Annotated in this window: 21 protein-coding genes; 4 read left to right on the top strand and 17 right to left on the bottom strand. The window is 69.1% G+C overall.

Annotation, left to right across the window (positions count from 1 at the left end):
* Nucleotides 1-80 precede the first annotated feature (80 nt).
* The 9 genes from TR33_RS15575 to TR33_RS15535 form a co-directional block, all read right to left on the bottom strand.
* Nucleotides 81-953, bottom strand: coding sequence for an oxidoreductase (locus TR33_RS15575; RefSeq protein WP_042283813.1), 873 nt, complete (start codon nucleotides 951-953; stop codon nucleotides 81-83).
* 163 nt (nucleotides 954-1,116) lie between these two features.
* Nucleotides 1,117-1,779, bottom strand: coding sequence for a leucine efflux protein LeuE (gene leuE / locus TR33_RS15570; protein ID WP_014909903.1), 663 nt, complete (start codon nucleotides 1,777-1,779; stop codon nucleotides 1,117-1,119).
* A 131-nt stretch (nucleotides 1,780-1,910) separates the two neighbouring features.
* Nucleotides 1,911-2,456 carry a GNAT family N-acetyltransferase gene (locus TR33_RS15565; RefSeq protein ID WP_014913033.1) on the bottom strand — a complete coding sequence of 182 codons (546 nt, stop codon included), beginning with the start codon at nucleotides 2,454-2,456 and terminating at the stop codon, nucleotides 1,911-1,913.
* Between the two features lie 82 nt (nucleotides 2,457-2,538).
* Nucleotides 2,539-3,852 carry a nucleotide disphospho-sugar-binding domain-containing protein gene (locus TR33_RS15560; protein WP_042283811.1) on the bottom strand — a complete coding sequence of 438 codons (1,314 nt, stop codon included), beginning with the start codon at nucleotides 3,850-3,852 and terminating at the stop codon, nucleotides 2,539-2,541.
* Between the two features lie 55 nt (nucleotides 3,853-3,907).
* Nucleotides 3,908-5,302 carry an NDP-hexose 2,3-dehydratase family protein gene (locus TR33_RS15555; protein WP_042283809.1) on the bottom strand — a complete coding sequence of 465 codons (1,395 nt, stop codon included), beginning with the start codon at nucleotides 5,300-5,302 and terminating at the stop codon, nucleotides 3,908-3,910.
* A complete protein-coding gene (locus TR33_RS15550) occupies nucleotides 5,299-6,420 on the bottom strand; it encodes a DegT/DnrJ/EryC1/StrS family aminotransferase (protein ID WP_042284002.1) in 1,122 nt (373 codons plus the stop codon). Before TR33_RS15550 ends, TR33_RS15555 begins: the two co-directional genes overlap by 4 nt.
* Before the next feature lie 43 nt (nucleotides 6,421-6,463).
* Entirely contained in the window at nucleotides 6,464-7,030 is a 567-nt protein-coding gene (locus TR33_RS15545) for an LmbU family transcriptional regulator (RefSeq protein ID WP_014910516.1), read from the bottom strand.
* 614 nt (nucleotides 7,031-7,644) lie between these two features.
* A complete protein-coding gene (locus TR33_RS15540; protein WP_042283808.1) occupies nucleotides 7,645-8,910 on the bottom strand; it encodes a nucleotide disphospho-sugar-binding domain-containing protein in 1,266 nt (421 codons plus the stop codon).
* Between the two features lie 109 nt (nucleotides 8,911-9,019).
* Nucleotides 9,020-10,285 carry an activator-dependent family glycosyltransferase gene (locus tag TR33_RS15535; RefSeq protein ID WP_042284000.1) on the bottom strand — a complete coding sequence of 422 codons (1,266 nt, stop codon included), beginning with the start codon at nucleotides 10,283-10,285 and terminating at the stop codon, nucleotides 9,020-9,022.
* A 312-nt stretch (nucleotides 10,286-10,597) separates the two neighbouring features.
* Here TR33_RS15535 and TR33_RS15530 point away from each other — a divergent pair, with 312 nt between their 5' ends.
* The 3 genes from TR33_RS15530 to TR33_RS15520 all read left to right on the top strand — a co-directional run bounded on the left by TR33_RS15530 (nucleotide 10,598) and on the right by TR33_RS15520 (nucleotide 14,225).
* Nucleotides 10,598-11,911, top strand: coding sequence for a nucleotide sugar dehydrogenase (locus TR33_RS15530; protein ID WP_267880659.1), 1,314 nt, complete (start codon nucleotides 10,598-10,600; stop codon nucleotides 11,909-11,911).
* 5 nt (nucleotides 11,912-11,916) lie between these two features.
* Complete coding sequence (locus TR33_RS15525; RefSeq protein ID WP_017533186.1) at nucleotides 11,917-12,897, top strand: NAD-dependent epimerase/dehydratase family protein; 981 nt, start codon at nucleotides 11,917-11,919, stop codon at nucleotides 12,895-12,897.
* Between the two features lie 101 nt (nucleotides 12,898-12,998).
* Nucleotides 12,999-14,225 (top strand): class I SAM-dependent methyltransferase, encoded by a 1,227-nt coding sequence (locus tag TR33_RS15520; RefSeq protein ID WP_017533185.1) that lies wholly within the window; start codon nucleotides 12,999-13,001, stop codon nucleotides 14,223-14,225.
* Nucleotides 14,226-14,283: 58 nt separating this feature from the next.
* On the opposite strand, the gene TR33_RS15515 is transcribed toward TR33_RS15520, so the two are convergent.
* The 7 genes from TR33_RS15515 to TR33_RS15485 form a co-directional block, all read right to left on the bottom strand.
* Nucleotides 14,284-15,138, bottom strand: a complete 855-nt coding sequence (locus TR33_RS15515; protein ID WP_017533184.1) for an ABC transporter permease — start codon at nucleotides 15,136-15,138, stop codon at nucleotides 14,284-14,286.
* On the bottom strand, nucleotides 15,138-17,693 hold the full coding sequence (gene lanKC, locus TR33_RS15510) for a class III lanthionine synthetase LanKC (RefSeq protein ID WP_042283806.1): 2,556 nt from the start codon (nucleotides 17,691-17,693) through the stop codon (nucleotides 15,138-15,140). Before lanKC ends, TR33_RS15515 begins: the two co-directional genes overlap by 1 nt.
* A 145-nt stretch (nucleotides 17,694-17,838) precedes the next feature.
* The gene (locus TR33_RS15505; RefSeq protein ID WP_017533182.1) at nucleotides 17,839-18,684 is read right to left on the bottom strand and encodes an SAM-dependent methyltransferase; all 846 of its coding nucleotides are present in this window, start codon (nucleotides 18,682-18,684) and stop codon (nucleotides 17,839-17,841) included.
* Nucleotides 18,681-20,177 carry an aromatic amino acid ammonia-lyase gene (locus TR33_RS15500; RefSeq protein ID WP_017533181.1) on the bottom strand — a complete coding sequence of 499 codons (1,497 nt, stop codon included), beginning with the start codon at nucleotides 20,175-20,177 and terminating at the stop codon, nucleotides 18,681-18,683. The genes TR33_RS15505 and TR33_RS15500 overlap by 4 nt, the downstream gene beginning before the upstream one ends.
* Complete coding sequence (locus TR33_RS15495) at nucleotides 20,167-21,309, bottom strand: AMP-binding protein (protein WP_042283803.1); 1,143 nt, start codon at nucleotides 21,307-21,309, stop codon at nucleotides 20,167-20,169. Before TR33_RS15495 ends, TR33_RS15500 begins: the two co-directional genes overlap by 11 nt.
* 126 nt (nucleotides 21,310-21,435) lie before the next feature.
* On the bottom strand, nucleotides 21,436-22,431 hold the full coding sequence (gene rfbB, locus TR33_RS15490; RefSeq protein WP_017533179.1) for a dTDP-glucose 4,6-dehydratase: 996 nt from the start codon (nucleotides 22,429-22,431) through the stop codon (nucleotides 21,436-21,438).
* 2 nt (nucleotides 22,432-22,433) lie between these two features.
* Entirely contained in the window at nucleotides 22,434-23,333 is a 900-nt protein-coding gene (locus TR33_RS15485; RefSeq protein WP_014908547.1) for a sugar nucleotidyltransferase, read from the bottom strand.
* Between the two features lie 275 nt (nucleotides 23,334-23,608).
* Between TR33_RS15485 and TR33_RS15480 the strand changes: the two genes are divergently transcribed.
* The gene (locus tag TR33_RS15480; RefSeq protein ID WP_052358174.1) at nucleotides 23,609-24,862 is read left to right on the top strand and encodes a nucleotide disphospho-sugar-binding domain-containing protein; all 1,254 of its coding nucleotides are present in this window, start codon (nucleotides 23,609-23,611) and stop codon (nucleotides 24,860-24,862) included.
* 30 nt (nucleotides 24,863-24,892) lie between these two features.
* On the opposite strand, the gene TR33_RS15475 is transcribed toward TR33_RS15480, so the two are convergent.
* On the bottom strand, nucleotides 24,893-25,752 hold an 860-nt coding region (locus TR33_RS15475), incomplete at its 5' end, for a nucleotide disphospho-sugar-binding domain-containing protein (RefSeq protein ID WP_042283999.1).

Below are 25,752 nucleotides of genomic sequence, written 5' to 3'. Positions count from 1 at the left end.
CACCGCGTTCTCCCCGCCCGGAGGTGGTCACGGGCCGGGGTAACGCTGGCCATGTTCTTCGGCGTTACCCCGGACCGGTCTCACAACGGGAAGGAGACCCCGGTCAGTTCTTCGGACAGATCCCACAGCCGACGGGCGGCCTCGGCGTCCCGAGCGGCGGAGGAGCGACTCGACGGGCCGGGCGCGCCGTTCATGAACAGACCCGTGGGGCCGGCGAAGAAGGCGCCGGGCACGTCCTGGGTGGCGGCGTGGATCGTGGGCAGGGCACCGTGCGCGGCGCTCTGCGCGACGACCTTGTTCAACACCCCCATGGCCCGGTCCTCCAACGCGTTGCCGGTACGCCCCTGAAGGTTGGTGGCCGCGTAACCGGGGTGGGCCGCCACGGCCAGGACCGGCGATCCGACCTCGTCGAGTCGGCGCTGCAACTCCAGGGTGAAGAGCAGGTTGGCCAGCTTCGACTGCCCGTACGCCCGGTAGGGGGTGTACCCCTTCTCCAGGTTCACGTCGTCGAAGTGGATACCGCGCGAGAGCCGGTGCAGCCCGGAGGAGACGGTGACCACCCGCCCGGTGACGTGTTCCAGCAGCAGATTGGTGAGGGCGAAGTGGCCCAGGTGGTTGACGCCGAACTGGGTCTCGAAGCCGTCCTCGGTGGTGGACTTCGGGACCGCCATGAGCCCGGCGTTGTTGATCAGGAGTTCGAGGTCGCCCTTCCACCCCTCCGCGAAGGCGCGCACCGAGGCCAGGTCGGCGAGGTCGAGACGGCGGACCTCGGTCTCGCCCTCGATCGACCGGGCGGCGGCCTCCCCCTTCCCGGTGTCGCGCACGGCCAGGACCACACGGGCCCCGAGCCCGGCCAAGACCTTGGCGGTCTCCAGGCCGAGGCCGCTGTTGGCCCCGGTGATGACGGCGGTGCGACCGTTGAGGTCGGGCATGGAGATCTTCTCGGCGCTCATCTCCTCAACGTTAGGGCGGTCACCCGAAGATCGTCGACCCTCTCGACGGGACGCGTCGGACCGGTCCCCGAGAACCCGCCGCCCGGGAGCGTGCCCCCGGAAAGGACGAGGCCCGGCCCTCATGAGGAGAGGACCGGGCCGAAGCGGTGGTGGGCGGCCGAGGTCAGGCGGTGCTGAGGGAGAGCTTCACCGCGAACCCCAGGAACAGGGCGCCCGCCACCGAGGTCGCTCCGGCGGAGAGACGCCGACGCCGGGAGAAGGCCGCCGCCAGCCGGGTGCCGCTGAAGATCAGGGCGGACAGGTACAGGAAGCTGACCAGCTGCAACAGCAGACCCAGGACCAGGAAGGACAGCGCCGGGTAGGCGTAGTTCGGGTCGACGAACTGCACGAAGAAGGAGATCAGGAACAGGATCACCTTCGGGTTGAACAGCGAGACCACCAGCGCCCGTCGGTAGGGCCGCTCTCCGGTGCTCGGCGCCGGGGCGGCGTCGGCGGCGCGCTGCTCCTCGGCCCGCTGATGCCGGGAGGTCCACATGGCGTGGGCGGTGCGCAGCATCCCGATCGCCATCCACACCAGGTAGGCGGCGCCCACGAACTTGACGACCGCGAAGACCAGCGGGTTGGTGCCCAACAGCGTGGCGGCGCCCGCGGCGGCGAGGATCATGAGCACGGCGTCGCCGGTGAAGACCCCCGCGGCGGCCGTGTACCCGGCCCGGGTGCCGCTGCGCGCGGCCACGGAGAGCACGTAGATCGAGTTGGGCCCCGGGAGGAGCACGATGAGGATGAGACCGGCCAGGTAGGTGGGCAGGTCGATGATGCCGAGCATGATCGCAGTGTTCCACCCGGTGAACGGCGTCCACCACCCTGTTCGTGGGTGGTGAGCCCCACTCCGCGGTATCGGACGTCCGGGGCGGGGGCTCCCCGCCCCGGACGGTTCCGTCCGCTTCCGTCGGGCTCCTACCGAGGGACCAGTCGTTCCAGGACGGGGGCGCCGCCGCGCTCCCACTCGTCACGGGTCACCGCGTAGTAGTGCATGTCCCACAGCCGACCGCGGAAGAAGGTGTGGTCGCGCAGGGTCACCTCGCTCCGGAGGGAGGACAGGGCCGCCCCGAAGCGGGCGATGCTCGCCTCGGTGCTCTCGATGTACACGCGCCGGATGTGGTCCCACCGGGCGAACCCGTAGTTGGCCAGCAGGAGCATCGCCTCGGCCCCCTCACCGTAGGAGAGCATCTCCGTGTTCATCGAGATGCCCATCTTCAGGTGGCCGGCCGGGTCGCGGTCCCGCAGGCTTCCGAAGCCCACGAACCTGCCGTTGGAGCGCAGGCAGATCGCGAAGAGGGTGAAGTCCTCCTGTACCGCCATCTCGAAACCGCTGCGGAAGTCGTCGAGGGCGGGCAGCGTCTCCAGCCCCGCGCGCAGCAGGCTGTCGTACAGGTCGTCGGCGCTGTCCGGAGTGGCGGTCCGGAACACGACGCGCCGGGTCTCCAGGTGTGGAACAAGCAACAGGTTCTCCCGATGTTCGTTGGTGGTGCTCTCCGAAGGGGACGCCCACGACCGAGGCGTTTCGGAGACGGCACGACCCGTGTCAGGCGGTGGGCACCGGATAGTCCGGCCGGACGCCCCCCATGACGAGCTCCTCGACCCGCCGGGCGAACTCCGCCGGCGTGGGTGTGCCCAGCATCCGTTCGCGCAGCAGGCCCGCCCCTCGACGGAACCCCGAGCCGGCCAGGAGCGACCGGAGGGCCTCCCGCGTCCTCGCGGGCGTCACGTCCTCACCGGAGAGCTCGATGGAGGCGCCCTGGGCGGCGAGCCGCCCGGCCAGGACCCGCTCGTCGAACTGGTACTTGGGCATGACCAGGTCCGAGATGATCAGCTGCGGAACGCCGAGCGACATCGCGGTCAGACAGGTGCCGGCGCCGCCGTGGTGGACGACCGCGTCGCAGGTCTCCAACAGGGGTTGCATGGGCACGTGCGAGAAGATCCGGACGTTGTCGGGCAACGTCCGCAGTTCCTCGCTCTGTTCGTCCGGCAGGGTCGCGATGATCTCCACGTCCAGCTCGGCCAGAGCCGCCAGGAAGTCGCCCAGATGGTGGTTGCCGTCGAAACGCTCCATGCTCGACGACCCCATGGTCACGCACACACGGGGATGGTCGGGCCGGGAACGCAGCCAGGCGGGCACCCGCGCCGCGCCGTTGAAGGGAACGTACCGGATCGGTCGACGGGACGTCCTCGTCCCCAGGTCCAGCTGGACCTCCTCGGGGAAGGGGTCGAGCGTGACCTGGCCGTGGACCAGCGATTCGCCGAACTCGACGCCGTAGCGGGCCGCCCGGCCCGCGAGCCAGCGCGCCAGGTTGTCCCTCTCCCACGCCTGCTCGGGGTCGGGGGTCCTGTCCTCGATCTCGATGCGCATCTGCGTCAGTACGTCCATGCCCCAGAGGAAACGGGCATGAGAGGCGCCCGCGGCCTCGGCCGCGATGCCGCCCGCGTAGGTCTTGGGCTCCCAGATCACCAGGTCGGGCCCCCACTGACGGCACAGGGCGACCAGGTCGTCGAGCATCAGGTCGTTGACCATCCGCAGCCAGTAGTTCACGACGCCGCCGTACAGCTCCAGCAGCTCGTCGGTGTCCATACCGTCGAGGTCGACGGTCACGCCCAGGCCCGCTCCGGCCTCACCGTCGACGTGCTGGCTCTCCAACGCCTTGAAGGCCCGCAGATACTGTTCGAGGGCGTAGGGAGGACCCACCGCGCAGAACGGCAGACCCGTCTCGACGACGGCCTCGCGCAGGTCCGGCTGGCTCGCCACCCGGACGTCGTGGCCGGCGGACCGCAGTGCCCAGGCGAGGGGGACCATGCTGAGCATGTGCGTCTTCTCGGCCTGGGTCACGAAGAGGATGCGCATCCGGCATCTCGCTTTCTATGCTCGTCCGTCCACCGCCGCCGGCGGTGGACGCTCTTCACCAGAGGCCGTGCAGGCAGGCCAGCAACGTACGCGCCTCGATGGTGAGGTAACCACCGTGGCGGACGAGTTCGGTGAGCTGTCCCACCGTCGCCCAGCAGTGGCCCTCCGGCGCCCGGTCGGGCAGGATCCCACCAGCGTCGATCACCCTGTAGCGGGTCCGTGCCGCACGGAACCGGCCCCCCTCCTCGGAGAGCACGACGTCGCGCCGGACCCGCTCGGGGTCGTCGAGCGCGAGCGCCTCAGCGAACCCCTCGGGAAGCCCGGGGTCCTCCTCCGGCGAACGCAGACGCACCGTGGGACCGAACTCCACCATGTCCGCCAGCCCGGGTTCGGCCCGGGTCGCGAGCAGTACGTGGAGCACCCCGCCGATGTCCTTGGTCAGGAACACCGCCGTGTGGACGTCGTGAGGTTCCAGCAGGGGCTGGGTCCATCGACCCACCTCTCGCCCCTCGGCCCGCACGTCGACGGCCATCACCCGGAACTCCCGGCGGGCGTCGTCCACGATCTCCTCGTCGGTGATCGACCACCCCTCGACCTCGGTCAACGGAACGAGTCGCCGGTCCCGGGTACAGGCGACCTTGACGTCGGTGAGCAGGCCGACGATCCCGGCCAGCGTGTTCGCCGCCGCGGGATCGTCGTCCTTCACGTGGTACGAGCGTCGCAGTGCCCGGACGAAGGCGTCGTCGGGCTCGCCCGGGCCCGGTTCCTCGGCGGGTGCCAAGGGCAGGCAGGCCAGCACGGTCCGGGCGTCCATGTTGATCACGTCGTCGGTGGCCATCAGCCGGTTGATCTGCGCGAGCGTCAGCCAGCGGAAACCCTCCCGCTCCTCGACGTCACCCTCGACCTCGACCACCATGTTCCGGTTGCGCTTGCGCCAGAACCACTCGCCCTGCTCGGACTGGAGGACATCGACCAGGACGCGTTCGCGGGGCGCGGAGCGGAAGTGCTCCACGTAGGGGGTGGCGCGCCCGTTGTGCACGCCGATGTAGTTGCTCCTCGTCGCCTGGACGGTCGGCGACAGCTGTCGGACGTTGAGGTTGCCGGGCTCGAACTTCGCCTGCATCAGGAAGTGCGGCGTCCCCCCGATGTCCTTCATCAGGAGACCGAGGATGCCCACCTCCGGCTGGTCGATGATCGGCTGGGTGATGACACCGTCGTCGGTGTCGATCCTCAGCCCTTCGATCGAGAAGAACCGGCCGCTGTCGTGGACCAGGTTCCCCTTGTCGTCGAAGCCCCACCCCCGCATCCGGTCGAAGGGGATCGGGTCGACCTCGAAGGCGTCCTCACGCGGTAGCCCCGTCCACCACTCCCAGATCTCGTCGTCCGTGCTCTGGGAGGTTCCGTGGCCGGAGGCCGACCCGGTGAAACGAGCGGCGTCCCTCCCGGTCACAGGGATTCCACGGTCGTACGCAGGGCCTCGATGATCTCGGCCTGCTTGGACTCGCCCAGGGAGGGGAACATCGGCAGCGAGAAGATCTCGCCGGCGACCTCCTCCGTGTGCGGCAGGTCCCCCTTCCCATAGCCGAAGCGGGAGAAGCCCGTCATCGTGTGCACCGGCCACGGGTAGCTGATGTTCAGGGAGATGTCATAGGCCTTCATGGCCTCGATGATGCGGTCGCGCTCCGGGTGCCGGACCACGTACAGGTAGTACGAGTGCTCGTTGTACCCGACGGTCTCGGGCAGGATGAGCCCGCTGTCGAGCAGGTCCTTCAGGCTCTCGTCGTACCTGGCCGCGATGGTGCGGCGGGCCTCGATGTAGCCGTCGAGACGGGTGAGCTTACGGCGCAGGATCTCGGCGTGGACCTGGTCGAGGCGGCTGTTCTGGCCCCCCTGCTCCACGACGTAGTACTGCTGCTCGTCCATCCCGTAGTAGCGCAGCCGGCGCAGTCGCGCGTCGATCTCCGGGTCGTCGGTGATGGTCGCGCCCGCGTGGCCGTAAGCGCCCAGGACCTTGGTCGGGTAGAAGGAGAAGGCGCCCGCCTGCCCCATCGAACCGGCGATCCGACCCTTGTAGCGCGCGCCGTGGGCCTGGGCGCAGTCCTCGAGCACGGGGATGTCGTGAGCGGCGGCCAAGGCCTGGAGGGGATCCATGTCGACGCACTGCCCGTACAGGTGGACGGGCAGGATGCACCTGGTGCGCGGGGTGATCGCCGCCTCCACCAGGTCGACGTCCATCAGATAGGTCTTCGGGTCGATGTCGACGAAGACCGGTACGGCACCGACCATGTCGATCGCCAGAACGGTCGGCGCGGCGGTGTTGGAGACGGTGATGACCTCGTCCCCGGGGGAGACGCCGAGCGCTCTCAGCGCCAGCACGATCGCGTTCGTCCCGTTGTCCACACCGGCGCAGTGCGCGACACCGTGGTAGTCCGCGAAGTCCCGCTCGAAGGCCTCGGCGAAGGGACCCCACACCAGTTGACCGGACTTGAAGACGGTGTCCACCGCGTCGAGCAGGTCTTCCCGCTCCTGCGCGTACTCCTCCAGGTAACCCCAGACGTACGTGGTCAAGATCCTCACCCTTTTCCTTGAACGGTCGAATCGCTCAGTTGTTCTACTGGGCTTCGGCCTTCTCCACCACCGAGGTCAGCGCGTGTTGCGCGGCGGTGTCGAGAGTGGTACCGATCCAATCCACCAGTTCCATGCCGGAGCTCTCGGCCGCCTTCTGCCAATGCTCCTTACGGGAACCCCTCACGTTCACCTGCACGGAGGAGATCTGAGCGGGTGTACGTTTCGCTCCGGCCTGGGTCCGTCTCCGAAGTTCGTTCCTCGACCATCCCTCGGCCTCGGCCTGGGAGAGCCAGTGCTCCTGCTCCTCCAAAGAGAGGCCGGCGACTTCGGCGTGATGCTGCATACTCAGCTTCTCGCGCCGACGCTCGGGAACGAATTTGCGCGCCACCCACGCGTAGTTGCGCAGTGTCTGATAGTCCAGAGAGGTAGCCGCGATGGCACACTTGTAGCGGTTCGGATAGTTTTCCTGGCCGTAGACCAGCCAGTCACCCAGCCACCATCCCGAGGAATCGGAGATCACGAATATGTGATGCCCGATGGCCTCCCAATCGTCGATCGGCATCCCGGTGGGGAGCAGGAGTGTCGTCCTGCGTGTGGTCACTCCCCGCATGGCGATTCGACCGTTACGCCGCGAGTTGCGGCCGATACTTTCTGTATGGCTTTTTACAGGCATCGCTACCTTGACCATGGGAGATGAATTACTTCCTCTTGCACGATGAGCGATGTAAGGGGGTGGCGGTAATTTACCAGCTTTCACTCGATTAACACACCCCTCGGGTCATATATCCGATTCATGGATGCCCATAACCCACCCCCGAGCGCCACCGCCCCCGCAGGACACAAGGCCGGCCCGAAGGTGGGGCGCGAGAGAAATGGAACTCCGTTCCATGAAGAGGGGTCGGCAGGTTTCAACTGGTCAGAGGCGCTTCATGACGACTCTTCACCCTTCCAGCGAGCCACCCGGAGAAGGATGGGCGGCCATGCCCACGAGCAAGGAAGAGGCCGACCCGAAACATGAAATGCGAGGATGGACATCAAGATGCTCGCCTTCTCCCGGCCACCACGCCGACCAGAACCACCGACAGGGCGATAGGCGGCCCCCGAAGCCCCCGAGCCCGCCACGAATGTAAACGTTTACTTAACGTCGGCGGGATCGAATCGATATCGAAAAACCTTGTTTCGAGTTCGTGTACATTCCGCAGTCATTCGTTCACGCGATTGATTTCACGGAACGTGTGCGATCCGTTCCAATTCGGCGGCCACCGCGGCGGGGGTGGGCCGGGTCCTTATCCACTCGCCCAGCGATGCCGACCTCTCGGTGAGACCGGTCTCGGTCAGGGCCCTCTCCGCCGCGCGGAGGAAGTCCTCCGGTCCGGCGGACCCGGACTCCAAGAGCACGGCCGCGCCGGCACCGGTGATCCGCCGCGCCAACTCAGGGGTGTCGAACATCCGACGGTCGGTGAACAGCACCTGCGGGAGCCCCTGTTCCAGGCAGGTGAGGGCGCTGCCGAAGCCGCTGTGGTTGATGGTGGCGGTGCTGGTCGCGGCCAGAGCGTGCAACGGCACGTAGTCCACCAACCGCACGTTCGAAGGAACCGTGCCCAGGTCCTGTCGGGCCTTGAGCGGGACGGTGGCCACCACCTCGGCGTCCACCTGACCCAACGCCTCCAACACCTCGCCCAACGGCAACGTGTACCCACCGAACCGGTCCGTGGCGCTGGTCCCCAACGTCAAACACAGACGCCGACCCTCGGGCCGCTCACGCAGCCAGTCCGGCACCACCGCGCGACCGTTGTAGGGAACGAACCGCATCCCCAGATACCGCACCCCCAACCGGTCATCGACCGGTATCCGCAACACGTCCGGGACCTGATCGATGGTGGCCTGACCCACCACCAGCTCCTCGTCGAACTCCACCCCGTAACGGGCCGCCAACCCCGACAACCACTCACCCAACGGATCCTCACGGACCTCGGGGACCTGCTCCTCCATCCGCCCCAGGTAGGAACCCCTCATCCGGGCGAAGGTGTCCACACCCCACAGGAAGCGCACGTGCGCGGCCCCACAGGCACGCGCCGCCACCGGGGCGCAGAGGGTGATGGGGTCCCACACCACGAGGTCGGGTTTCCAGGTACGGCACAGGTCCACGAGGTCGCCGACCATGGGCTCATTGACCATCCGCCACCAGAACGTCACCATGTGTCGCATGTGTGTCGAGAGTTCGGACCACGGCAGCTCCCAGGTCCGCGCGTCGTGCCAGTCGACGGCCTCCATCGTTCCGGAACGGCCCCGCAGCCGGCGCAGCACCCGGGCCAGGACGTCCCCCCGGCCGACCGGGGCGAAGGGCAGCCCGGCCGAGGAGACCGCACCGGCCAGCTCCGGCTGGCTCGCCACCACCACCTCGTGCCCCGCCGACCTCAACGCCCACGCCAACGGGACCACCGCGAGAAAGTGACTTCGTTCGGCGATCGTCGCCACGACAACACGCATAACCGTCTCCGTACCGAATCGTCCCGATCCACCGGCGGGACGGGCCCGCGGCACGCCGGGGAGATGTCCACGATCGGGGTGTCCTGCCGGCGGGACACCCCTGCCGCCGTCAGGTCCGCCCGTCGGTGACGTGTCGTTCCAGACGGCCGACGAGAGCGGACGGGCCGCCTTGAGAGCGCATACGTCCGCGCAGCTCCGCCGCGCCCCGACGCGCTTCCTCGTCCTCCAGGACCCGCAGGGCCGCCCGGCGCAGATCATCCGGGCCGACGCGGTCGGCCTCCAACGAGATCCCGCCGCCCGCCTCCGCCACTCCGCGCGCCAACAGTCGTGTGTCGAACAGCCGGGAGTCGGCGACCATCACCTGGGGGAGACCGTAGGACATCGAGGTGAGCACGCTGCCGGGGCCTCCATGGTTGACGGCGGCGGTACTGGTCGCGGCCAGAGCGTGCAGCGGCACGTAGTCCACCAGCCGCACGTTGGAGGGCACCGTTCCCAGTTCCTCCCTCGCCTTCGGAGGGACGGTGGCCACCACCTCGGCCTCCACCTCGCCCAGCACGTCGATGGAGGACCGGAGCAGAGAGGAGTCCCCGCCGTACCAACCGGTCGAACTCGTGCCCAACGTCAGACACAGACGAGGACCCTCGGCGGGCCGGCGCAGCCAGTCGGGCACCACGGCGCGACCGTTGTAGGGAACGAACCGAGACCCCTCGTACCGGGCCCTTTCCCCGACGTCCAAGCGCATCCCGGGCGGGATCTGGTCGACCGTGAGCTGTCCGACCACCAGTTCCTCGTCGAACTCCACCCCGTAACGGGCCGCCAGCCCCGACAGCCACGTGCCCAGCGGATCCTCACGGGAGTGGGCGGGCTGCTCCGCCATACGTTCCAGATAGGAACCCCGCATCCGGGCGATCAGGTCCAGACTCCACAGGAAGCGCACGTGCGCGGCCCCCGTGGCGCGCGCGGCCACCGCCGCCGCGAAGGTCGTCGGCTCCCACACCACGAGGTCGGGTCTCCAGGTACGGCACAGGTCCACGAGGTCGTCGGCGAGGAGTTCGTTCATCGCCTTCCACCAGAAACCGACGATCTGTCGGTAGTGAACGCGCAGCACGTTCCACGGCAACCGCCAGGTCCGTTCGTCGCCCCAGTCGACCGCGTCGGCCGCTCCCGGCAGGCTGTACAGCCGACGGGTGAGTTCCCGTAGACGGTGGTCCCGTCCGACCGGGGCGAAGGGCAGCCCGGCGGCGGAGACCGCACCGGCCAGCTCCGGCTGGCTCGCCACCACCACCTCGTGCCCCGCCGACCTCAACGCCCACGCCAACGGAACGAGATTCAGGAAATGTGTTCGCTCCGCGGGAGTCGCGATCACCACACGCATGTTCACGCCTCCCTTATCATCGGCGCACTCACGATATTCAACCTTGTTCCCCTCTCGAATGAAGAACTCCCGGATCTCTCATAACGTGGACCTTCATCCGCCGGGGAATCCTCGGACCGCGCGAAGTCAACATACTCTCGCGGCATGTGCACACCTCTCCCCCGGTGTAGCCTGCCCCGCGAACAGCCTCTCCCCGAATCTCTGGTCCATTCATCGATGCGTGGATCCGATGGCCCCTATTCCGCCTTCGAATGCACACTGAACGGAGTTCGCATGCGTTTCCTGCCGGTTGGAAGAGGTCCTGTCGTATCCGTGATCGGCATGGGATACGTCGGCTCCTGCCTCGCCGCGACTCTGGTCGAGAGCGGGCTGGAGGTCACCGGCGTCGACAAGGACGAGAAGACCGTCTCCGGGCTGCGCGAGGGCGTGAGCCGCTTCCGCGACCCCGGACTCCCCGAGATGATCGCCCAAGGCGTGGACACGGGCAGACTCCGCTTCACCACCGATTACGGCGCGGTGTCCGACTCCGACGTGGTCCTGATCTCGGTGGGCACCCCGACCCGCGACCACGGCCGTCTGGTGGACGACCAGCTTCGCGGCTGCTGTGAGGAGCTCGCGCGACACCTGCGCCCCGGTCAGCTGGTCATCCTCAAGAGCACGATCCCCCCGGGCACGACCCGACGGCTGGTCGTTCCGCTGCTGGAGAGCGGCGGTCTCACCTGTGGCGAGGACTTCGGGCTGGCGTTCTGCCCGGAGCGTCTCTCCCAGGGCGCCGCCCTCGACGAACTGCGCAGCCTGCCGGTGATCGTCGGCGGGTGGTGCCGGGAGAGCTCCTCGGCCGCGGAGGAGTTCTGGCGGCGTGGTCTCGGGGCCCACGTGGTCTCGTGCTCCTCCCCCGAGTCCGCCGAACTCGCCAAGCTGGCCAACAACTGGTGGGTCGACCACAACATCGCCCTCGCGAACGAGCTGGCCCAGGTCTGCGCTTCGTTCGACGTGGACGTCATCGAGGTCATCGAGGCGACCAACTCCATCCCGAAGGGGAACGGACGGGTCAACATCCTCCTCCCCGGCGTCGGGGTCGGCGGATCCTGCCTGACCAAGGATCCGTGGATGCTGTGGCGGGCCGCCCGTGAGAACGGCGTCGACCTGGAGATGATCAGCGCCGCCCGTAAGGTCAACGACTCGATGCCGGAGCTGACCGCACGGCTGATCCTGGACGAGCTGGCGCGGGCCGGAAGGGCCCCGGAGGAGGCGCGCGTCGCCGTCCTGGGGCTGGCGTTCAAGAACGACACCGGTGATCTGCGGGAGACCCCGGTCGCGCCCGCGGTCGCCTACCTTCGCGCGGCGGGGGTGGACGTGCGCCTGTACGACCCGTTGACCGAACCGACCGAGGTGGAGCGGATCTTCGGCTCCACGCCGTGCGCGTCGCTGGACGCGGCGGTCGAGGGCGCCGACTGTCTGGCGCTCCTCGCCTGGCACGGAGAGTTCCGGCGGATCGACTTCACCCTCCTGCGCGACAAGGTCGCCCCGAACTGCGCCGTCGTCGACGGACGCGCCCACCTCCCCGTCCCCGCAGTGGAATCGCTGCGGGAGGCGGGCTACTCCTATCGCGGGATCGGACGGTAACGAGCATGGCCAAAGTCATCGTCACCGGGGGACGCGGTTTCCTCGGCAGTCATCTGGTCGAACACCTCACGGCCACGGGCGACGAGGTGATCACCTTCGACACCGACCGCCACACGGACCACCCCTCCCCGGAGGGAGACCGTTTCGTCGCGGGCGACGTCCGTGAGAAGGAACAGCTGGCGAAGGTCATCACCGACGGCGTCGACACCGTCTACCACCTGGCGGCGGTGGTCGGCGTCGACAACTACCTGGGCCGTCCCCTGGACGTCATCGACGTCAACGTCGTCGGTACGCGCAACGTCCTCGAACTGGCGGGCGAGGTGGGCGCGAAGGTGGTCTTCGCCAGCACCAGCGAGGTCTACGGCAAGAACCCCGACGTCCCGTGGCGGGAGGACGCCGAGCGCGTGCTGGGTCCGACCACGGCCGACCGGTGGGGCTACGCGTCGAGCAAGGCCCTGGCCGAGCACTACGTGTTCGCCTTCATGCGTCAGTACGGGGTGCGGGCCTCCATCATCCGCTACTTCAACCTCTACGGGCCCCGGCAGCGTCCCGCGTTCCTGGTCAGCCGGAGTCTGCACCGGGCGCTGCGCGGTATCGCCCCGGTCGTCTACGACCAGGGGAAGCAGACGCGGAGCTTCACCTACATCGAGGACGCGGTGCAGGCGACCGCTCTCGTGGGCCGCTCCTCCGTTGCCGACGGCGAGTGCTTCAACATCGGCGGTTCGGAGGAGATCTCCATCCGCAGCGTGATCGAGCTGATCATCGAGTCGACCGGACTCGAGGCCGACATCGCCGACCTGGACACCGGTGTGAGCTTCGGTTCCGCCTACCAGGACCTGAACCGCCGCGTCCCCGACGCCTCGAAGGCCCGTTCCCTGTTGGGCTGGAGCGCGACCACCCCGCTCCAGGAGGGGATCGAACGGACGACCGAGTGGGCCCGGTCCAGCCCCTGGTGGCTGGCCCGGCCGGACAGAGCACCCGAATAGCACGGCGACCGCATCCGCGCACGTCCCCGTAACGGTTCTCCCCCTCCAGCGGCGGGCGGCCTGTGGCCCGCCCGCGGCGACCGAACGACAAGGAGTAGTTCATGGCCCGCACTTCCGAGTGCCGCATCTGTTCAGGTCTCGTGACCGAGTTCATCGACCTGGGACGACAGCCCTTGGCGGACGCGTTCCGGCTGCCGCAGTCCCCGGAGCCCGAGTTCTTCTACCGTCTCGCCGTGGGCACCTGCGCCGACTGCCAGATGGCCCAGCTCATGGAGGAGGTCCCCCGCGAGCGCATGTTCCACGAGGACTACCCGTACCTGTCCTCCGGGTCCACGGTCATGCGGGCGCACTTCGAGGGGATCGCGACCAGGCTGTTGGAGACCGAGATGAGCTCGGACGACCCCTTCGTCGTCGAGATCGGCTCCAACGACGGCGTGCTGCTCAAGACGGTCGCCGCGGCCGGCGTGCGTCACCTCGGTGTCGAGCCGTCGGGCGGCGTCGCCGACCTCGCCGCGGCCGAGGGGGTCTCGGTCCGCAAGGACTTCTTCGAGGAGTCCGTCGCCCGGGAGATCCTCGCCGAGCACGGCCACGCGGACGTGATCTTCTCGGCGAACACCTTCTCCCACATCCCCTACGTCGACTCCGTCCTCCGGGGGATCAAGGCCCTCCTCGGCCCCGACGGCGTGTTCGTCTTCGAGGACCCCTACTTCGGGGACATCGTCGAGCGCACCTCGTTCGACCAGATCTACGACGAGCACTTCTTCTTCTTCACCGCGCGGTCGGTGGCGAGGATGGCCGAGCTCAGCGGGATGGAACTGGTCGACGTGGAGCACCTGCCCACGCACGGCGGCGAGATCCGCTACACCCTGGCGCACGCCGGAGCCCGTGAGGCCTCGGAGGCGGTCAAGCTGCTCATGGTCGAGGAGGAGCGGCGAGAGCTGACCTCGCCCGCGACCCTGGCCCGTTTCGTGGAGAACGTGGAGCGCGTGCGCACCGACCTGCTCGCGGAGCTGCGCCGGATCAAGGAGCGCGGTGAGCGGGTCGTGGGCTACGGCGCCACCGCCAAGAGCGCGACCGTGCTGAACTTCTGCGGCATCGGCCCCGACCTGGTGGAGTTCATCTGCGACAGCACCCCCGCCAAGCAGGGGCGTCTGACCCCCGGGACGCACATCCCGGTGCGCGGGCCCGAGGAGTACCGCCGCGCCTACCCCGACTACGCCCTCCTGCTGGCGTGGAACCACGCCGAGGAGATCATGGCGAAGGAGACGGAATTCCAGAAGGCCGGCGGCCGATGGATCCGCTACGTCCCCGAGGTGAGCGTCTCCTGATCGGCCCGCCGGCCTCGCGTGTACGCGTGTGATGGTCGGTGGCGGACGGGTCTTCGGTTCAGACCGTCATCCTGGCGAACCTCCTGACCGCCAGGGCGAAGAACAGCAGCCCCGCACCACCGACCATCAGGACCTCGACCGCCCCCGGCACCTGCCAGGAGAACCAGGTGACGCCGGGGTTGAACAGGGCCTCCGCCTCCGGGGTGGTCTCCACCCTCTCGAACACCGCCCTGCGCATCGGGTCGACCGCGTAGGTGATCGGGTTGACCAGCGCCATGGTCTTGAGCCAGGCCGGCAGGTTCGCGATGGGGAACAGGGCCCCGGACAGCAGGACCAGGGGCATGATGGCCATCTGCGAGATACCGAGGAAGGCCTCGGGGTGGCGCACGAGGGTCGCGGTGAGCACCCCCAGCGCGGAGGTGGTGAAGGCCAGGACGAACATGAGTCCGGCCAGTTGCAGGAGCAGCACCGGGTGATAGGGGACCCCGGCCAGACCCGCCATGATCAGGAGCAGGCTGCCCTGGAGCAGGGCCAGGACGGAACCGCCGCACACCTTGCCCAGCGCGATGGCGCCGCGCCGGGCCGGTGAGGCGAGCATCTCCCGCAGGAAACCGTGCTCCCGGTCGGAGACGACCGACCCCGCCGACGCGATGGCGGTGCTGATGACCAGCATCGCGATCACCCCGGGGAACATCACCGTCGTCAATTCCACCCCGCCGGGCGCGTCGGGCATGAGCGACCCGAAGCCGACCCCGATCACGAAGAGCATCATGAGGCCCTGGAGAAGGGTCGCCATGGCACGACCGACGTCGTACAGGAAACGCATCAGGTCCCGGTAGAGGACCACCTTCACCACACGCAGGTCGTGGGACAGACCTCGATTGACCACCCGCTCGGACACGGCCGCACTCATCAGGCGCCTCCGACCCCGGTGTCGATGGAGAGGTCACGGAAGAGGGGGAGGAAGGGGCCTCCGTTCCCTCTCGCGGTGGCCAGGGCCAGCAGCAGACCGGCGCTCCCGGTGGCCAGGTCCATGGACAGACGGAACCCCCGTCCGCTGGGCAGGGCGAGTCCGCCCTTGTAGGGCACCAGGAAGCTGCGGAGTTCGTCGACGCGGTCGTCGACGGCGCTCTTCTCGGCCCCCAGGCGCGCGAGTGCCGCGATCTGGCCTCCCTTGCCGAACATCAGGTCGCCTCGCACCGTGAGGACGGGGTGGGCCGAGCGGGCCAGATCCGGGATCGACTCCCTCAGTCGCCCGTCCTCCCGGTACGCCAGGATCTCCTGGGCGACCAGCGCCAGCCCGAGTCCGCCGCCCTCGATATGCGGCAGGCCTCGGATCCCTCGATCACTGACCAGTAGAGCCCCGTCGTCGTTCTCCGTGCACTGGTCGAGGTCGCGGTGGAGCGCGCGCACGGCCAGGTCGAGGCAGCCCTCGTCCAGGGTGCGCTCGTAGAGCCGAACGTAGAAGAGCGCCGCTCCGGTCCATCCGCGCATGAGTCCGGCGCGCAGTTCGGTCCCGGTGCCCGCCGACCCCGGAAGCCTGACACCGGTCACCCGATCGCCGATCTCGTCGGCGAGTTCGAGGGCCTTGTCGAGGAACCGGGGCTCGCCCCCGTCCCGGGACAGGTGCAGCAGCGACGCCCCGATCCCGGGCAGGCCGGAGAACAGGGAGAGGCCGCCGGTCGGGGTGTCCGAGTGGCGGTCGATCAGCTCCACGGCCTCCTTCCGGTATCCGAGGTGGTCCAGCGTGTACGCGATGCCCGCCACGCCGTCGTAGAAGCCCGGGGCGAGGCGACGCTGCCGGAACACCGAGGAGACGAACCATTCCTCGTACTCCGGGCGTCGACCGTGACCGCACACGTCCAGGGCCCAGAGGATCCCGGCCGCGCCGTGGGCGAACCCGTACCCGCCGGAGACACACTGCTCGATGTCCCCGGGGAAGAGGCGGTCCTCTCGGTCGGGTGTCGCGGCGGCCCTGATCCCGGCCGCCAGGAGGCTCTCCAGCTCCGCGGGGGACTCGATGTCCCGTGCGGGGTCGGTGCCCTCACCGCCGGCCGTCAGCTGCTCGACGCTCGGTCGCGTCCAGCCGCGCGGCACCGGGAACGTCCGCTCGACCAGGTCGGCGTAGGACCGGATCTTGCCCGGGGCCATCGTCGAGATGGGGGCGAAGGCGAGGAAGGCCGTCAGACGGAGCAGCGCCAGGCTGTGCTCGTCGATGCCCCGGCCCTCGCGGTGCGCGACCATGAACCCCGGGGCGCCCAGCCCCGGCGTCCAGTCCTCGCCCACCTCGAACGACTGCTCGAAGTCGATGACCGTCACCTGATCGTCCGGACCGACCAGCACGTTGTTCAGGTGCAGGTCGCCGGCGACCATCCCCCGATCGTGGATCGCCCGGACGATCTCCTCGACGGTCCGGAGCACCTTCAGCATCCGCTCGGTGAACTCCGCGATCTCCTCCCGCGAGGGGTGGGCCCGGAGTACCAGCGGATGGTGGGCGGCGCACCAGGAGTACATCGGCAGGCCCTCTCGGTACTCCTGTACCAGGAAGCCGTGCCCGCCCATCGTGAACTCGTCGTACAGACGAGGAACGCCCGGGATCCCGTCGAGGCGGCGCAGGGCCCGCTTCTCACGTTCCTGTCGGACGATCGCGTCCTCGCCGTTGCCGTCGACACCGGTGTGCGGCCGCGCCTCCTTCAGCACGACCCGCTCCCCATCGCTGAGGCGTGTGGCCAGGTAGACGCCGCCGGAGTTGGAGAAGTGCAGCGCCTTGTCCACCCGATAGGGGCGGGCCTCCTCCGAGCCGCCCCGAGCCCGCATCTGGCGTTCGAGGAACTCGGGCGGGCTCACCCAGGGAGGCACGGAGAACCCTGGGCGCCTCCGGTCGGGGACCAGCACGCCGTCCGGCCGCCGCATCGCGGGGACCGGACGGCCGTCGATGTCCAGGCACTGGAGATCGGCGAAGGCCCCGTACCGCACGTACAGCGGGCCCTGCTCCCAGCGCAGGTCACTGAGGATGTAGGGCCCCTCGTGACCGCCGACCCGCTCGCCCAGCCCGGTGAGGACCTTCTCCAGTTCCTCCTCGTCCCGGGGGTAGATCGTGATCAGTTTGCCGCTGGAACCGCGGGGCGCGTACTTGGAGTTGCACAGGTACTGGATCCTGCGATCCAGCAGGTACTTGAAGGGCAGACCCTCGGCGACGCAGTAGTCCCAGACCTCGTCGCAGAGCGCGTCGCCGTTGTCCAACGTCGCCGACACGTGGATCTTCCAGCCCTGCTCGGGAAGCACGACCCCGTCAGGGGAGACGTGGGTCCACAGGCCGTGGTCCCGGCGCGACCAACCGTCGGGGACCCGCCGTTCCGACACCGAGAAACCGTGGGTCTTCAGAAAGGGCGGCCCCTGGACCCAGCGGCGGGGGTCCTCATAGAAGAGGGGGTCCGCCTGGATGTAGATCTCCATGTTGTCGAACACCGGGTCACACTCCGTTCGGTGGGTCCCGGCTGCGGGAGCGGTGGCCCCGCGGCCAGGGGAGGATGGGTGGGCGAGGAGGCCTGAGGGCACCGCTGTGACGCGCGCCGCACAGGAATGCCCCGGTCTCACCGCGGGGCGGGGGCGGTCACCGCGTCCGGGGCTTGGCGGCCCAGTCCGGGCGACGGCCGGTCAGAATACTCAGCGGCAGGGGGAGCGGCCTCAGCAACAGGGTGGTGAAGCCCAAGGTCCCCCGTATCTCGCGCAGCCAGGCGTCCCGATAATCCGCCATGAAGCGAAGGATGCCCGCCCTCTGCTCGTGGGGGGCGTCGTCGAGGCCCCACTCGGCCAACGCGCGGACGCAGGCCCACATGTACTCGTCCCATTCCGTGATCGTGCTCACGTGGACGTCGATCGGCAGCCCACCCCCGGCCATCACCCGGTCATAGACGCCGTCCGCGTCCGGGTAACGCTCGGCGGACACACCGAGGGCACGCTGGGCGACCTGGTTCGGCGGCCGCTCCCAGAACGGTTCGCCCAGCAGGATCAGGCCTCCGTCCCGGAGCCTGGGCCGGATCAGCTCCCGCAGGACCTTCTCCGTACCACCGAGGGGGTCGCTCAGACCCACACAGATGACGAGGTCGAACCCCTCCTCGGACAGGTCCATGTCCCAAGCGTCGCCGACGTGCCCGACGAACCGTTCGCCCAGTCCGCGGCGCTCGGCGTCGGACACTGCGCGATCCATGTACTTGCGGGAGATGTCGATGCCCACCCCGTGAGCGTCGGGGTGCAGTTCGAGGGCGCGCAGGATCCAGGCTCCGAGACCGCACCCGATGTCGAGGATCCGAGGGGCGGACCCCAGGCGCGCGCTGCGGATCAAGCGATCGATGGTGGTGTCGGAGAAGGGGCCGAGGGGGAGGTGGGCGGCGTCCAGCCTGCTCCAGACGGCCTCGTCGGTGAAGGCGCCGGAGTCACCGTTCGTCTCGGGTATCACGGCGTTCCCTCCTCGAGGACCAGCTCACGGCCCCATTCCCGGACCAGTGTCCTGGCGGCGACGACCTCGGCGGCCAGGGGCCGGTCCGCCTCCAACGGCGGGCAGATCCGGGCCAGGTCCCGCCACCGGTCTCCGTCCGCCGGAGCCGACTCGGTCAGGGCCGCGCACTGGGCCAGACCCACGGCCAGGGACCCCAGGACGTTCCACGCGTGCTCCACGGCCTCGGAGACGGCGTTGGCCCCGTTGAGGGCCATCGGGACGTGGTCCTGGTTGCCGTTGTTGCACGGGAGCGCCGTGAGCGAGGCCGGGGTGACGAGCTGGCGGATGCGGCTGACGAAGGAGGTCGTGCTGATCTGCACTCCGGCCAGACCGCTTCCGGCGCCGGGCCGGGGGGTGAGCATCGGCGGGAGCCCGCCGTTGGTCTCGGGGGTGCACAGGAGCGAGAGCTGCCGGTCGGCCAGGAAGGCGACCTGTTGGAGGCACAGCCCCAGCTGGTCCGAGCTCAACGCGACGGGCATCGCGTGGAAGTTACCCCCGTGGAGCACCTCGCCGTCGACCAGAACCGGGTTGTCGGTGACCCCGACCGCCTCGCGCAGAAGGATCGGCTCCATCGCGTCCAACTGGTCCAGGACCGCGCCCAGCACCTGAGGGGCGCATCGGAGGCTGTAGGGCTCCTGAAGCGGGCGCGAGGGCGCGCGGACCGCGGACTCCGGCATGTACGAGCGGATCCAGCCCGCCACGGTGGACTGGCCGACCTGACCGCGCACCATCGACAGGTCCGGGTGATAGGCGACCGGATCGGCCCCCAGCAGCGTGGCCATCCTCCCGGTGAGGAGGGCGCCCACGCGGAGCAGGGAGAGGACCTCGCGATGGTTGTGCACGGTGCGGGCCAGGCCGACCGACGTACCGTTGACGAACGCGAGCGCCTCACGGGCCGGCCACCGGACGGGGTCCGCGCCGAGCTCGGCCAGGACCTCCGCGGCCGGGCGGGGCACGAGGGTCCCGTCGTCCTCGCGGTGCCAGCACTCGCCCTCTCCGGCGAACGCGGAGGCCGCCGAGGACAGGGGCTGGAGGTCTCCACTGGCGCTCACCGTGCCGTCACGGGGGATGACCGGGGTGAACCCGCGGTTCCACAGGTCGGCCAACCCGCCCCAGAGTTCGGGGGAAACCGACGAGTATCCCGAGCGCATGCTGTTCAGCCGGATCCATACCGCGAGCCGGCTCACCTCCGCGGGGAGCGGCTGTCCCTGGGCCGTGCCCAGGTGCGCGATGAGCCCTCTGCCCTGCTCGTCCACGGACTCCGAGGCGCTGAACTCCACCAGTGCCCCGTAGCCGCGATTCATCCCATAGACGAGTCGTCCGTCGGCCAACGCCTTCTCCAGGGCGCCCACGCTGGAGCGCATCCGGAAGACGTCCTCCTCGTCGGCCTCGATGGAGGCCTCCCAGTCCGCCGCGCGGAGCAGGGCTCCCAGGCTCGGGGGTCTACTTTGCACTGATCCTCCTCAGCTCCAGCCCGGGGTCGGGTTGGAGACGCCTCAGCTTGCCGGTGTCCGACCGGTCGATCCCCTCGACGACCGCGATCCGGCGAGGTCGGCAGGGCAGCCGCGACAGCAGCGTGGTCGGGTCGATCCGCGCGGGGTCGTCCCCCGGCCTCGGCACCAGGAGCAGGTCGAAGTGCTCACCGATCACGGGGTCGGTCACCGGAACGCAGGCCAGATCCGAGCACGGGAGAGCGGACCTGGCCAGCTCCTCCAGCGCGTCGAGATCGAACCTGCGGCCGTTCACCTTCACGAGTCGGCCGCGCCGGTAGGTCATCTCGATCGTTCGCCCGTCGAGCGCGGTCACGTAGTCGTCCATCCGCCACTCGGTCGGCGCTCCCCCCTCGGTCGGGCGCGCGAGCCGGGGACCGCTCACCACCAGGGGTTCCTCGCCGTCTCCGGGGCGGGGCCGCACCAGTTCGAAGTCCGGGCAGAGCCGCCAGTGGCGGTCTCCCGAGCGAGAGTGCCTGGTCGCCACCACACCGGTCTCGGTGGAGCCCAGCAGTTCGAGGATCGAGCCCGAGTCCCCGAGTTCCTCCAGGAGTTCCACGGCCTCGGTCGGGAGCTTGGCGGTGCTGTGCACCAGGCTCAACCGCCGCATACGACGGGTCCAGGACGACCGCCGCCTCAGGATGCGGTAGGTCCAGGGGATGGCCATGACGGCCCAACGCTCGTGCGAGGTGCCCTCGGGCATGGGGGCGAACTGCGGCCGGTACCAGACGGGGAGCCCCAGCCGGGCCGGAACGAGCACCGAGACGATCATGCCGTACAGGTGTCGGGGCGGCGCGAAGGACAGGACGGCCTCGGGATCGTCCCCGGCCAGCATGTCCGCCACCAGGCCCGCCTCGTCCCACAGCTGTTCCCGGCTCCGGACCCAGGTCCGGCCCTCGCCGGTGGTACCGGAGGTCCGGAAGCGCAGCTCCTCGGGCATCGCCTCCAGGAGCAGGTCCCGCGCGGTCCGGGCCTCCAGGTCCCACCGCACGACCCAGGGCCGTTCGGTGAACCGAGGGGCCTCCAGGCCCTCGGAGAGCAGCCGGGCCGCCGTGATCCGCTCGTATCCCGTGCCGCCTTCACCGACCACGGTCATCGGTCCTCCCTCATGCTCCTGCCACATGTCGAATCGGGTGCTCGGGACGGACGACGCCCATGATGGGGCCGCATTCGTCCCGCCGGCGGGACGGGTGTCCCGGTCGCTCCCCGACCCTCCGGTCGTTCACGCGCCGTTCTCGGCGGTCACCGCCATACGGTGCTTGAGCGGTTCCCACCAGTCGCGGCGTTCGGTGTACCACCGGACCGTCTCCTCCAGCCCGGAACGGAAGTCGATCCTGGGCCGATATCCCAGCTCGCGTCGGATCAGGGAGAAGTCGACGGCGTACCTGCGGTCGTGCCCCTTGCGGTCCTCCACGTAGCGCACGCGGGACCAATCGGCGCCCATCGTCTCCAGCAACATCCCGGTGATCTGCTCGTTGGTCATGCCCTTGGAGGCACCGATGTTGTACCGCCGTCCCGGGGCGCCCTCCAGGGCGACCAGGGCGATGCCGTCGCAGTGGTCGTCCACGTGGATCCACTCCCGCACGTTCGTACCGTCCCCGTAGAGAGGGACCGTCTCGCCGTCGAGGAGGTTGGTGATGAAGAGCGGGAGCAGCTTCTCCGGAAACTGGAACGGGCCGTAGTTGTTGCAGCACCGGGTGATGTTCACCGGGAGCCCGTAGGTCTTGTGAAAGGCCCTGACGATCAGGTCGGAGGCACCTTTGGAGGCCGAGTACGGGGAGTTGGGCTCCAGCGCGTCGGACTCGTCCCAGGCCCCCGTGCCGATGTCCCCGTACACCTCGTCGGTGGAGACGTGGACGAACTTGCGCACACCCGCCCTGAGCGACCGATCGAGCAGGGTGAACGTCCCGTTCACGTTCGTCGTCACGAAGTCGGACCCGTCCGCGATCGAACGGTCGACGTGGGTCTCGGCGGCGCAGTGGACGACCACGGACACCCCGGAGAGCACCTCGTCCAACGTGTCGGCGTCGCGGATGTCCCCGTGCACGAACCGGACCCGCGGGTCATCGAGAACGGATTCGAGACTCGTACGTGTTCCGGCATAGGTGAGTTTGTCGAGCACGACGACCTCGACGTCCCCGAACCCCGGATAGTGACCCGACACCAATCGTCGGACGAAATTCGAGCCGATGAATCCGGCTCCGCCGGTGACCAGCACTCTCAAAGGACTTCACCTTCGCGATATTCTCTGTCGAGACTTCGGGCCACGTCTACCACGTATCGGCCATAAGGCGAGTCGCCCATCTCGCGTCCCAGACGGAAACACTCCTCCGCGTCGATGAACCCCATTTCCAGGGCCACCTGTTCCACACAGCCGACCCGGAGGCCGTGTTCGTGCGTCAACCGGCGTACGTGCGCGCCCGCGTCGAACAACGACTCCTCCGTCCCGGTGTCGTACCAGAGGAAGTCGTCGTCGAGCGGAACGAGGTGTGCGCTCCGCTCCTCCACGTAGAAACGGTTCACGTCCGTGATCTCCAGTTCACCGCGGGGCGAGGGGCTCAGCTCCGCGGCGATCCGGGAGGCCCGATCGTCGTAGAAGTAGAGGCCGGTCACGGCCTGTTTCGACCTGGGGTTCTCGGGCTTCTCCTCGACGGAGACCAGTGCCCCGTCCTCGTCGAACCCGGCCACGCCGAAGCTCCGCGGTTCGGCGACCTCCTTGCCGAACAGGACGCACCCGTCGAGGTCCGCGGCGGCCTTCCGCAGCCTCTCCCCCAGCCCCGGACCGTGGAAGATGTTGTCGCCCAGCATCAGGGCGCAGTCGCCCCCGGCGATGTGGGGTTCGCCGATGACCAGGGCCTCGGCGATCCCTCGGGGCCTGGCCTGGGCCGCGTAGGAGAGTTCGATCCCCAGGTGCCGGCCGTCCCCCAGGAGAGCACGGAATGCGCTCATCGCATCCGGGGCGCAGACAATCAATATCTCTCGGATACCGATTTGCATCAGCACGGAAAGTGAATAGTAGATCACCGGTTTGTCATAGACCGGAAGCAACTGCTTGGACGTTGCCCGAGTCACCGGCTGGAGCCGGGTTCCTCGTCCTCCTGCAAGGAGAATTCCCCTCATGTTCGCTCCTGTTCGGGGTCGAACGACGGCGACACAGTACAAGAGAATGGGGAAGGGAAGACCAAGGCCGAATCACCGACCTATCCGCGGTGGCGGGGCCGTGCTATTTTCACCGTTCGACACCCGCGTCCCGACCCTCTTCCACCCCGGGGCGGTCGGGCCCCGGGCGACCGCCGCGCTCCCCGCGCGCCGCGCCCGGATGACGATCGAAAGGGAACTGGTAGAGCGTGCGTGTCCTCATAGCGGCCAACGGTTCACGGTCGAGTCTTTTCAGCATGGTCCCCCTGGGTTGGGCCCTGCGGGCGGCGGGCCACGAGGTTCGTGTGGCCACCCGCTCCGCACTGGTCGACGCCGCGGCCGACACCGGCCTGACCGTGGTCGCGGTGGGCGAGGAGACCTCGGGCGAGGCGCCCGGATCCGCCGACGCGGCGAGAACGGCCACGGGCGTACGCGATCTCCTGCCGGACCCCGGCGAGATCGCGGACCTGTCCTGGGAGAGCCTGCTCTCGGTCCAGAGGACCCTGGCCGACGAACGGTTGAGGGCGGTCAACGAACCGATCCTGGACGACCTCGTCCTGCTCTGCCGGCAGTGGCTTCCGCACCTGGTGCTGTGGGAACCGACGACGGTCGCCGGCGCCGTGGCCGCCGAGGCGTGCGGCGCCGCTCACGCGCGTTTCCTGTGGAGCCCGGACCTGCACGGCGCCCTCCGTAAACACTTCCTCTCCCGGCGGGCCGAGCCGGAAGCGGACCGGAGCGAGGATCCGCTGCGGGAGTGGCTGGCCCCCCACGCCGAGCGCCACGGCGTCGGTTTCGGCGAGGAACTGACACGAGGCCGTTTCTCCCTGACCCCTCTGGCCACCGTGCTGGACGGAACGCAGGACGGTCCCGAACGTCTACGCCACATCCACTACGGCGGCCAGACCACCATCCCCACCTGGCTGCGCGACAGGCCGGGAGAGACCCCGGCCCCGGACGCCCCTCGGCGGGTACTCCTGGATTGGCGCGCCGCCGGGGCCGCCGGAGGAGACCCCGACGACAAGGCCCTGCGCCGGGTACTGGACGGACTCGGAACACTCGAGAACACCGAGATCGTGCTCGTGCTCCCCGAAGGGGAGGACGAGGACGCGGAGATGCCGTCCGGCGTCACCCGGGCCGTCGGGCAGGGGGCGCTGCACGCCTTGGCCCCCACCTGCTCGCTCGCGGTGCACGCGGGAGGCATCGATACGTTCTGCGAGGTGGGCCGGCACGGGGTGCCCCAGCTGGTCCTGCCCGATCCGGGACTTCCCGACGCGGTCGCGTCGGCGGAGCGCCTTGCCGCGCTCGGCGCCGGCTCCGTCCTGCCCCACGGCGAGGCGGAGTCCGACTCGGTGGCCGAGGAGGCCGTCCGGCTGATGGCGGACCCGGAGGCGGCCCGGGCCGCGGAACGACTGCGCGAGGCGTTGGACGCCGCCCCCACCCCGGACCGGCTGGTGGAGCGGATCGAGCGACTGACCGCCGAGCACTCACGGTTCGAACCCTCTGAGCTCTGAGTTCGACCGAACGGCGGTCCGCCCGAGGGTTCAGGCGGGCCGCCGTTCGATCGTGTGCCGTTCCAGGCACTCGACGATCGCTGCGGGGTCGTGCTGTGAGGCCATTCGCTCCCGCAGCGCCAGGGCCCCGCGGGTGAGGGACTCGCCTTCCAGTGCCCGGACGGCCCCCTCGTACAGGGTCCGCGTATCGACCCGCTCGGGCTCCGGGGCCACGGCCGCGCCCGCCTCCGCCATCCGGCGCGCCAGGACCGGTTCGTCGAACAGACGCGCCCGCCCCACGATGACCTGGGGGACGGCGTGCGCCGCCATGGTGAACACCGTTCCCGGCCCTCCGTGGTTGATGGTGGCGGTGCTGGTCGCGGCCAGAGCGTGCAACGGCACGTAGTCCACCAACCGCACGTTCGAAGGCACCGTGCCCAAATCCTGGCGGGCCTTGAGCGGGACGGTGGCCACCACCTCGGCGTCCACCTGACCCAACGCCTCCAACACCTCGCCCAACGGCAACGTGTACCCACCGAACCGATCCGTGGCGCTGGTCCCCAACGTCAAACACAGACGCCGACCCTCGGGCCGCTCACGCAGCCAGTCCGGCACCACCGCGCGACCGTTGTAGGGAACGAACCGCATCCCCAGATACCGCACCCCCAACCGGTCATCGACCGGTATCCGCAACACGTCCGGGACCTGATCGATGGTGGCCTGACCCACCACCAACTCCTCGTCGAAACCAACCCCGTACCGGGCCGCCAACCCCGACAACCACTCACCCAACGGATCCTCACGGACCTCGGGGACCTGCTCCTCCATCCGCCTCAGGAACAACCCCCGCATCCGCGCGAACAGATCGACACTCCATAGGAAGCGCACGTGCGCGGCACCACAGGCACGCG

This window comes from Nocardiopsis alba (genome assembly GCF_000710955.1).
Lineage (GTDB): Bacteria > Actinomycetota > Actinomycetes > Streptosporangiales > Streptosporangiaceae > Nocardiopsis > Nocardiopsis alba.
Note: the sequence above shows the minus strand (reverse complement) of the source record. Positions and strands in the feature narration are given on the sequence as shown.

Excerpts from the sequence above, each read along its gene's own strand:
- TR33_RS15575 (WP_042283813.1), bottom strand. The coding sequence starts at position 953 with ATGAGCGCCGAGAAGATCTCCATGCCCGACCTCAACGGTCGCACCGCC.
- leuE (WP_014909903.1), bottom strand. The coding sequence starts at position 1,779 with ATGCTCGGCATCATCGACCTGCCCACCTACCTGGCCGGTCTCATCCTC.
- TR33_RS15560 (WP_042283811.1), bottom strand. The coding sequence starts at position 3,852 with ATGCGCATCCTCTTCGTGACCCAGGCCGAGAAGACGCACATGCTCAGC.
- TR33_RS15545 (WP_014910516.1), bottom strand. The coding sequence starts at position 7,030 with ATGCGGGGAGTGACCACACGCAGGACGACACTCCTGCTCCCCACCGGG.
- TR33_RS15540 (WP_042283808.1), bottom strand. The coding sequence starts at position 8,910 with ATGCGTGTTGTCGTGGCGACGATCGCCGAACGAAGTCACTTTCTCGCG.
- TR33_RS15535 (WP_042284000.1), bottom strand. The coding sequence starts at position 10,285 with ATGCGTGTGGTGATCGCGACTCCCGCGGAGCGAACACATTTCCTGAAT.
- TR33_RS15525 (WP_017533186.1), top strand. The coding sequence starts at position 11,917 with ATGGCCAAAGTCATCGTCACCGGGGGACGCGGTTTCCTCGGCAGTCAT.
- TR33_RS15520 (WP_017533185.1), top strand. The coding sequence starts at position 12,999 with ATGGCCCGCACTTCCGAGTGCCGCATCTGTTCAGGTCTCGTGACCGAG.
- TR33_RS15515 (WP_017533184.1), bottom strand. The coding sequence starts at position 15,138 with ATGAGTGCGGCCGTGTCCGAGCGGGTGGTCAATCGAGGTCTGTCCCAC.
- TR33_RS15495 (WP_042283803.1), bottom strand. The coding sequence starts at position 21,309 with ATGACCGTGGTCGGTGAAGGCGGCACGGGATACGAGCGGATCACGGCG.
- TR33_RS15485 (WP_014908547.1), bottom strand. The coding sequence starts at position 23,333 with ATGAGGGGAATTCTCCTTGCAGGAGGACGAGGAACCCGGCTCCAGCCG.
- TR33_RS15480 (WP_052358174.1), top strand. The coding sequence starts at position 23,609 with ATGGTCCCCCTGGGTTGGGCCCTGCGGGCGGCGGGCCACGAGGTTCGT.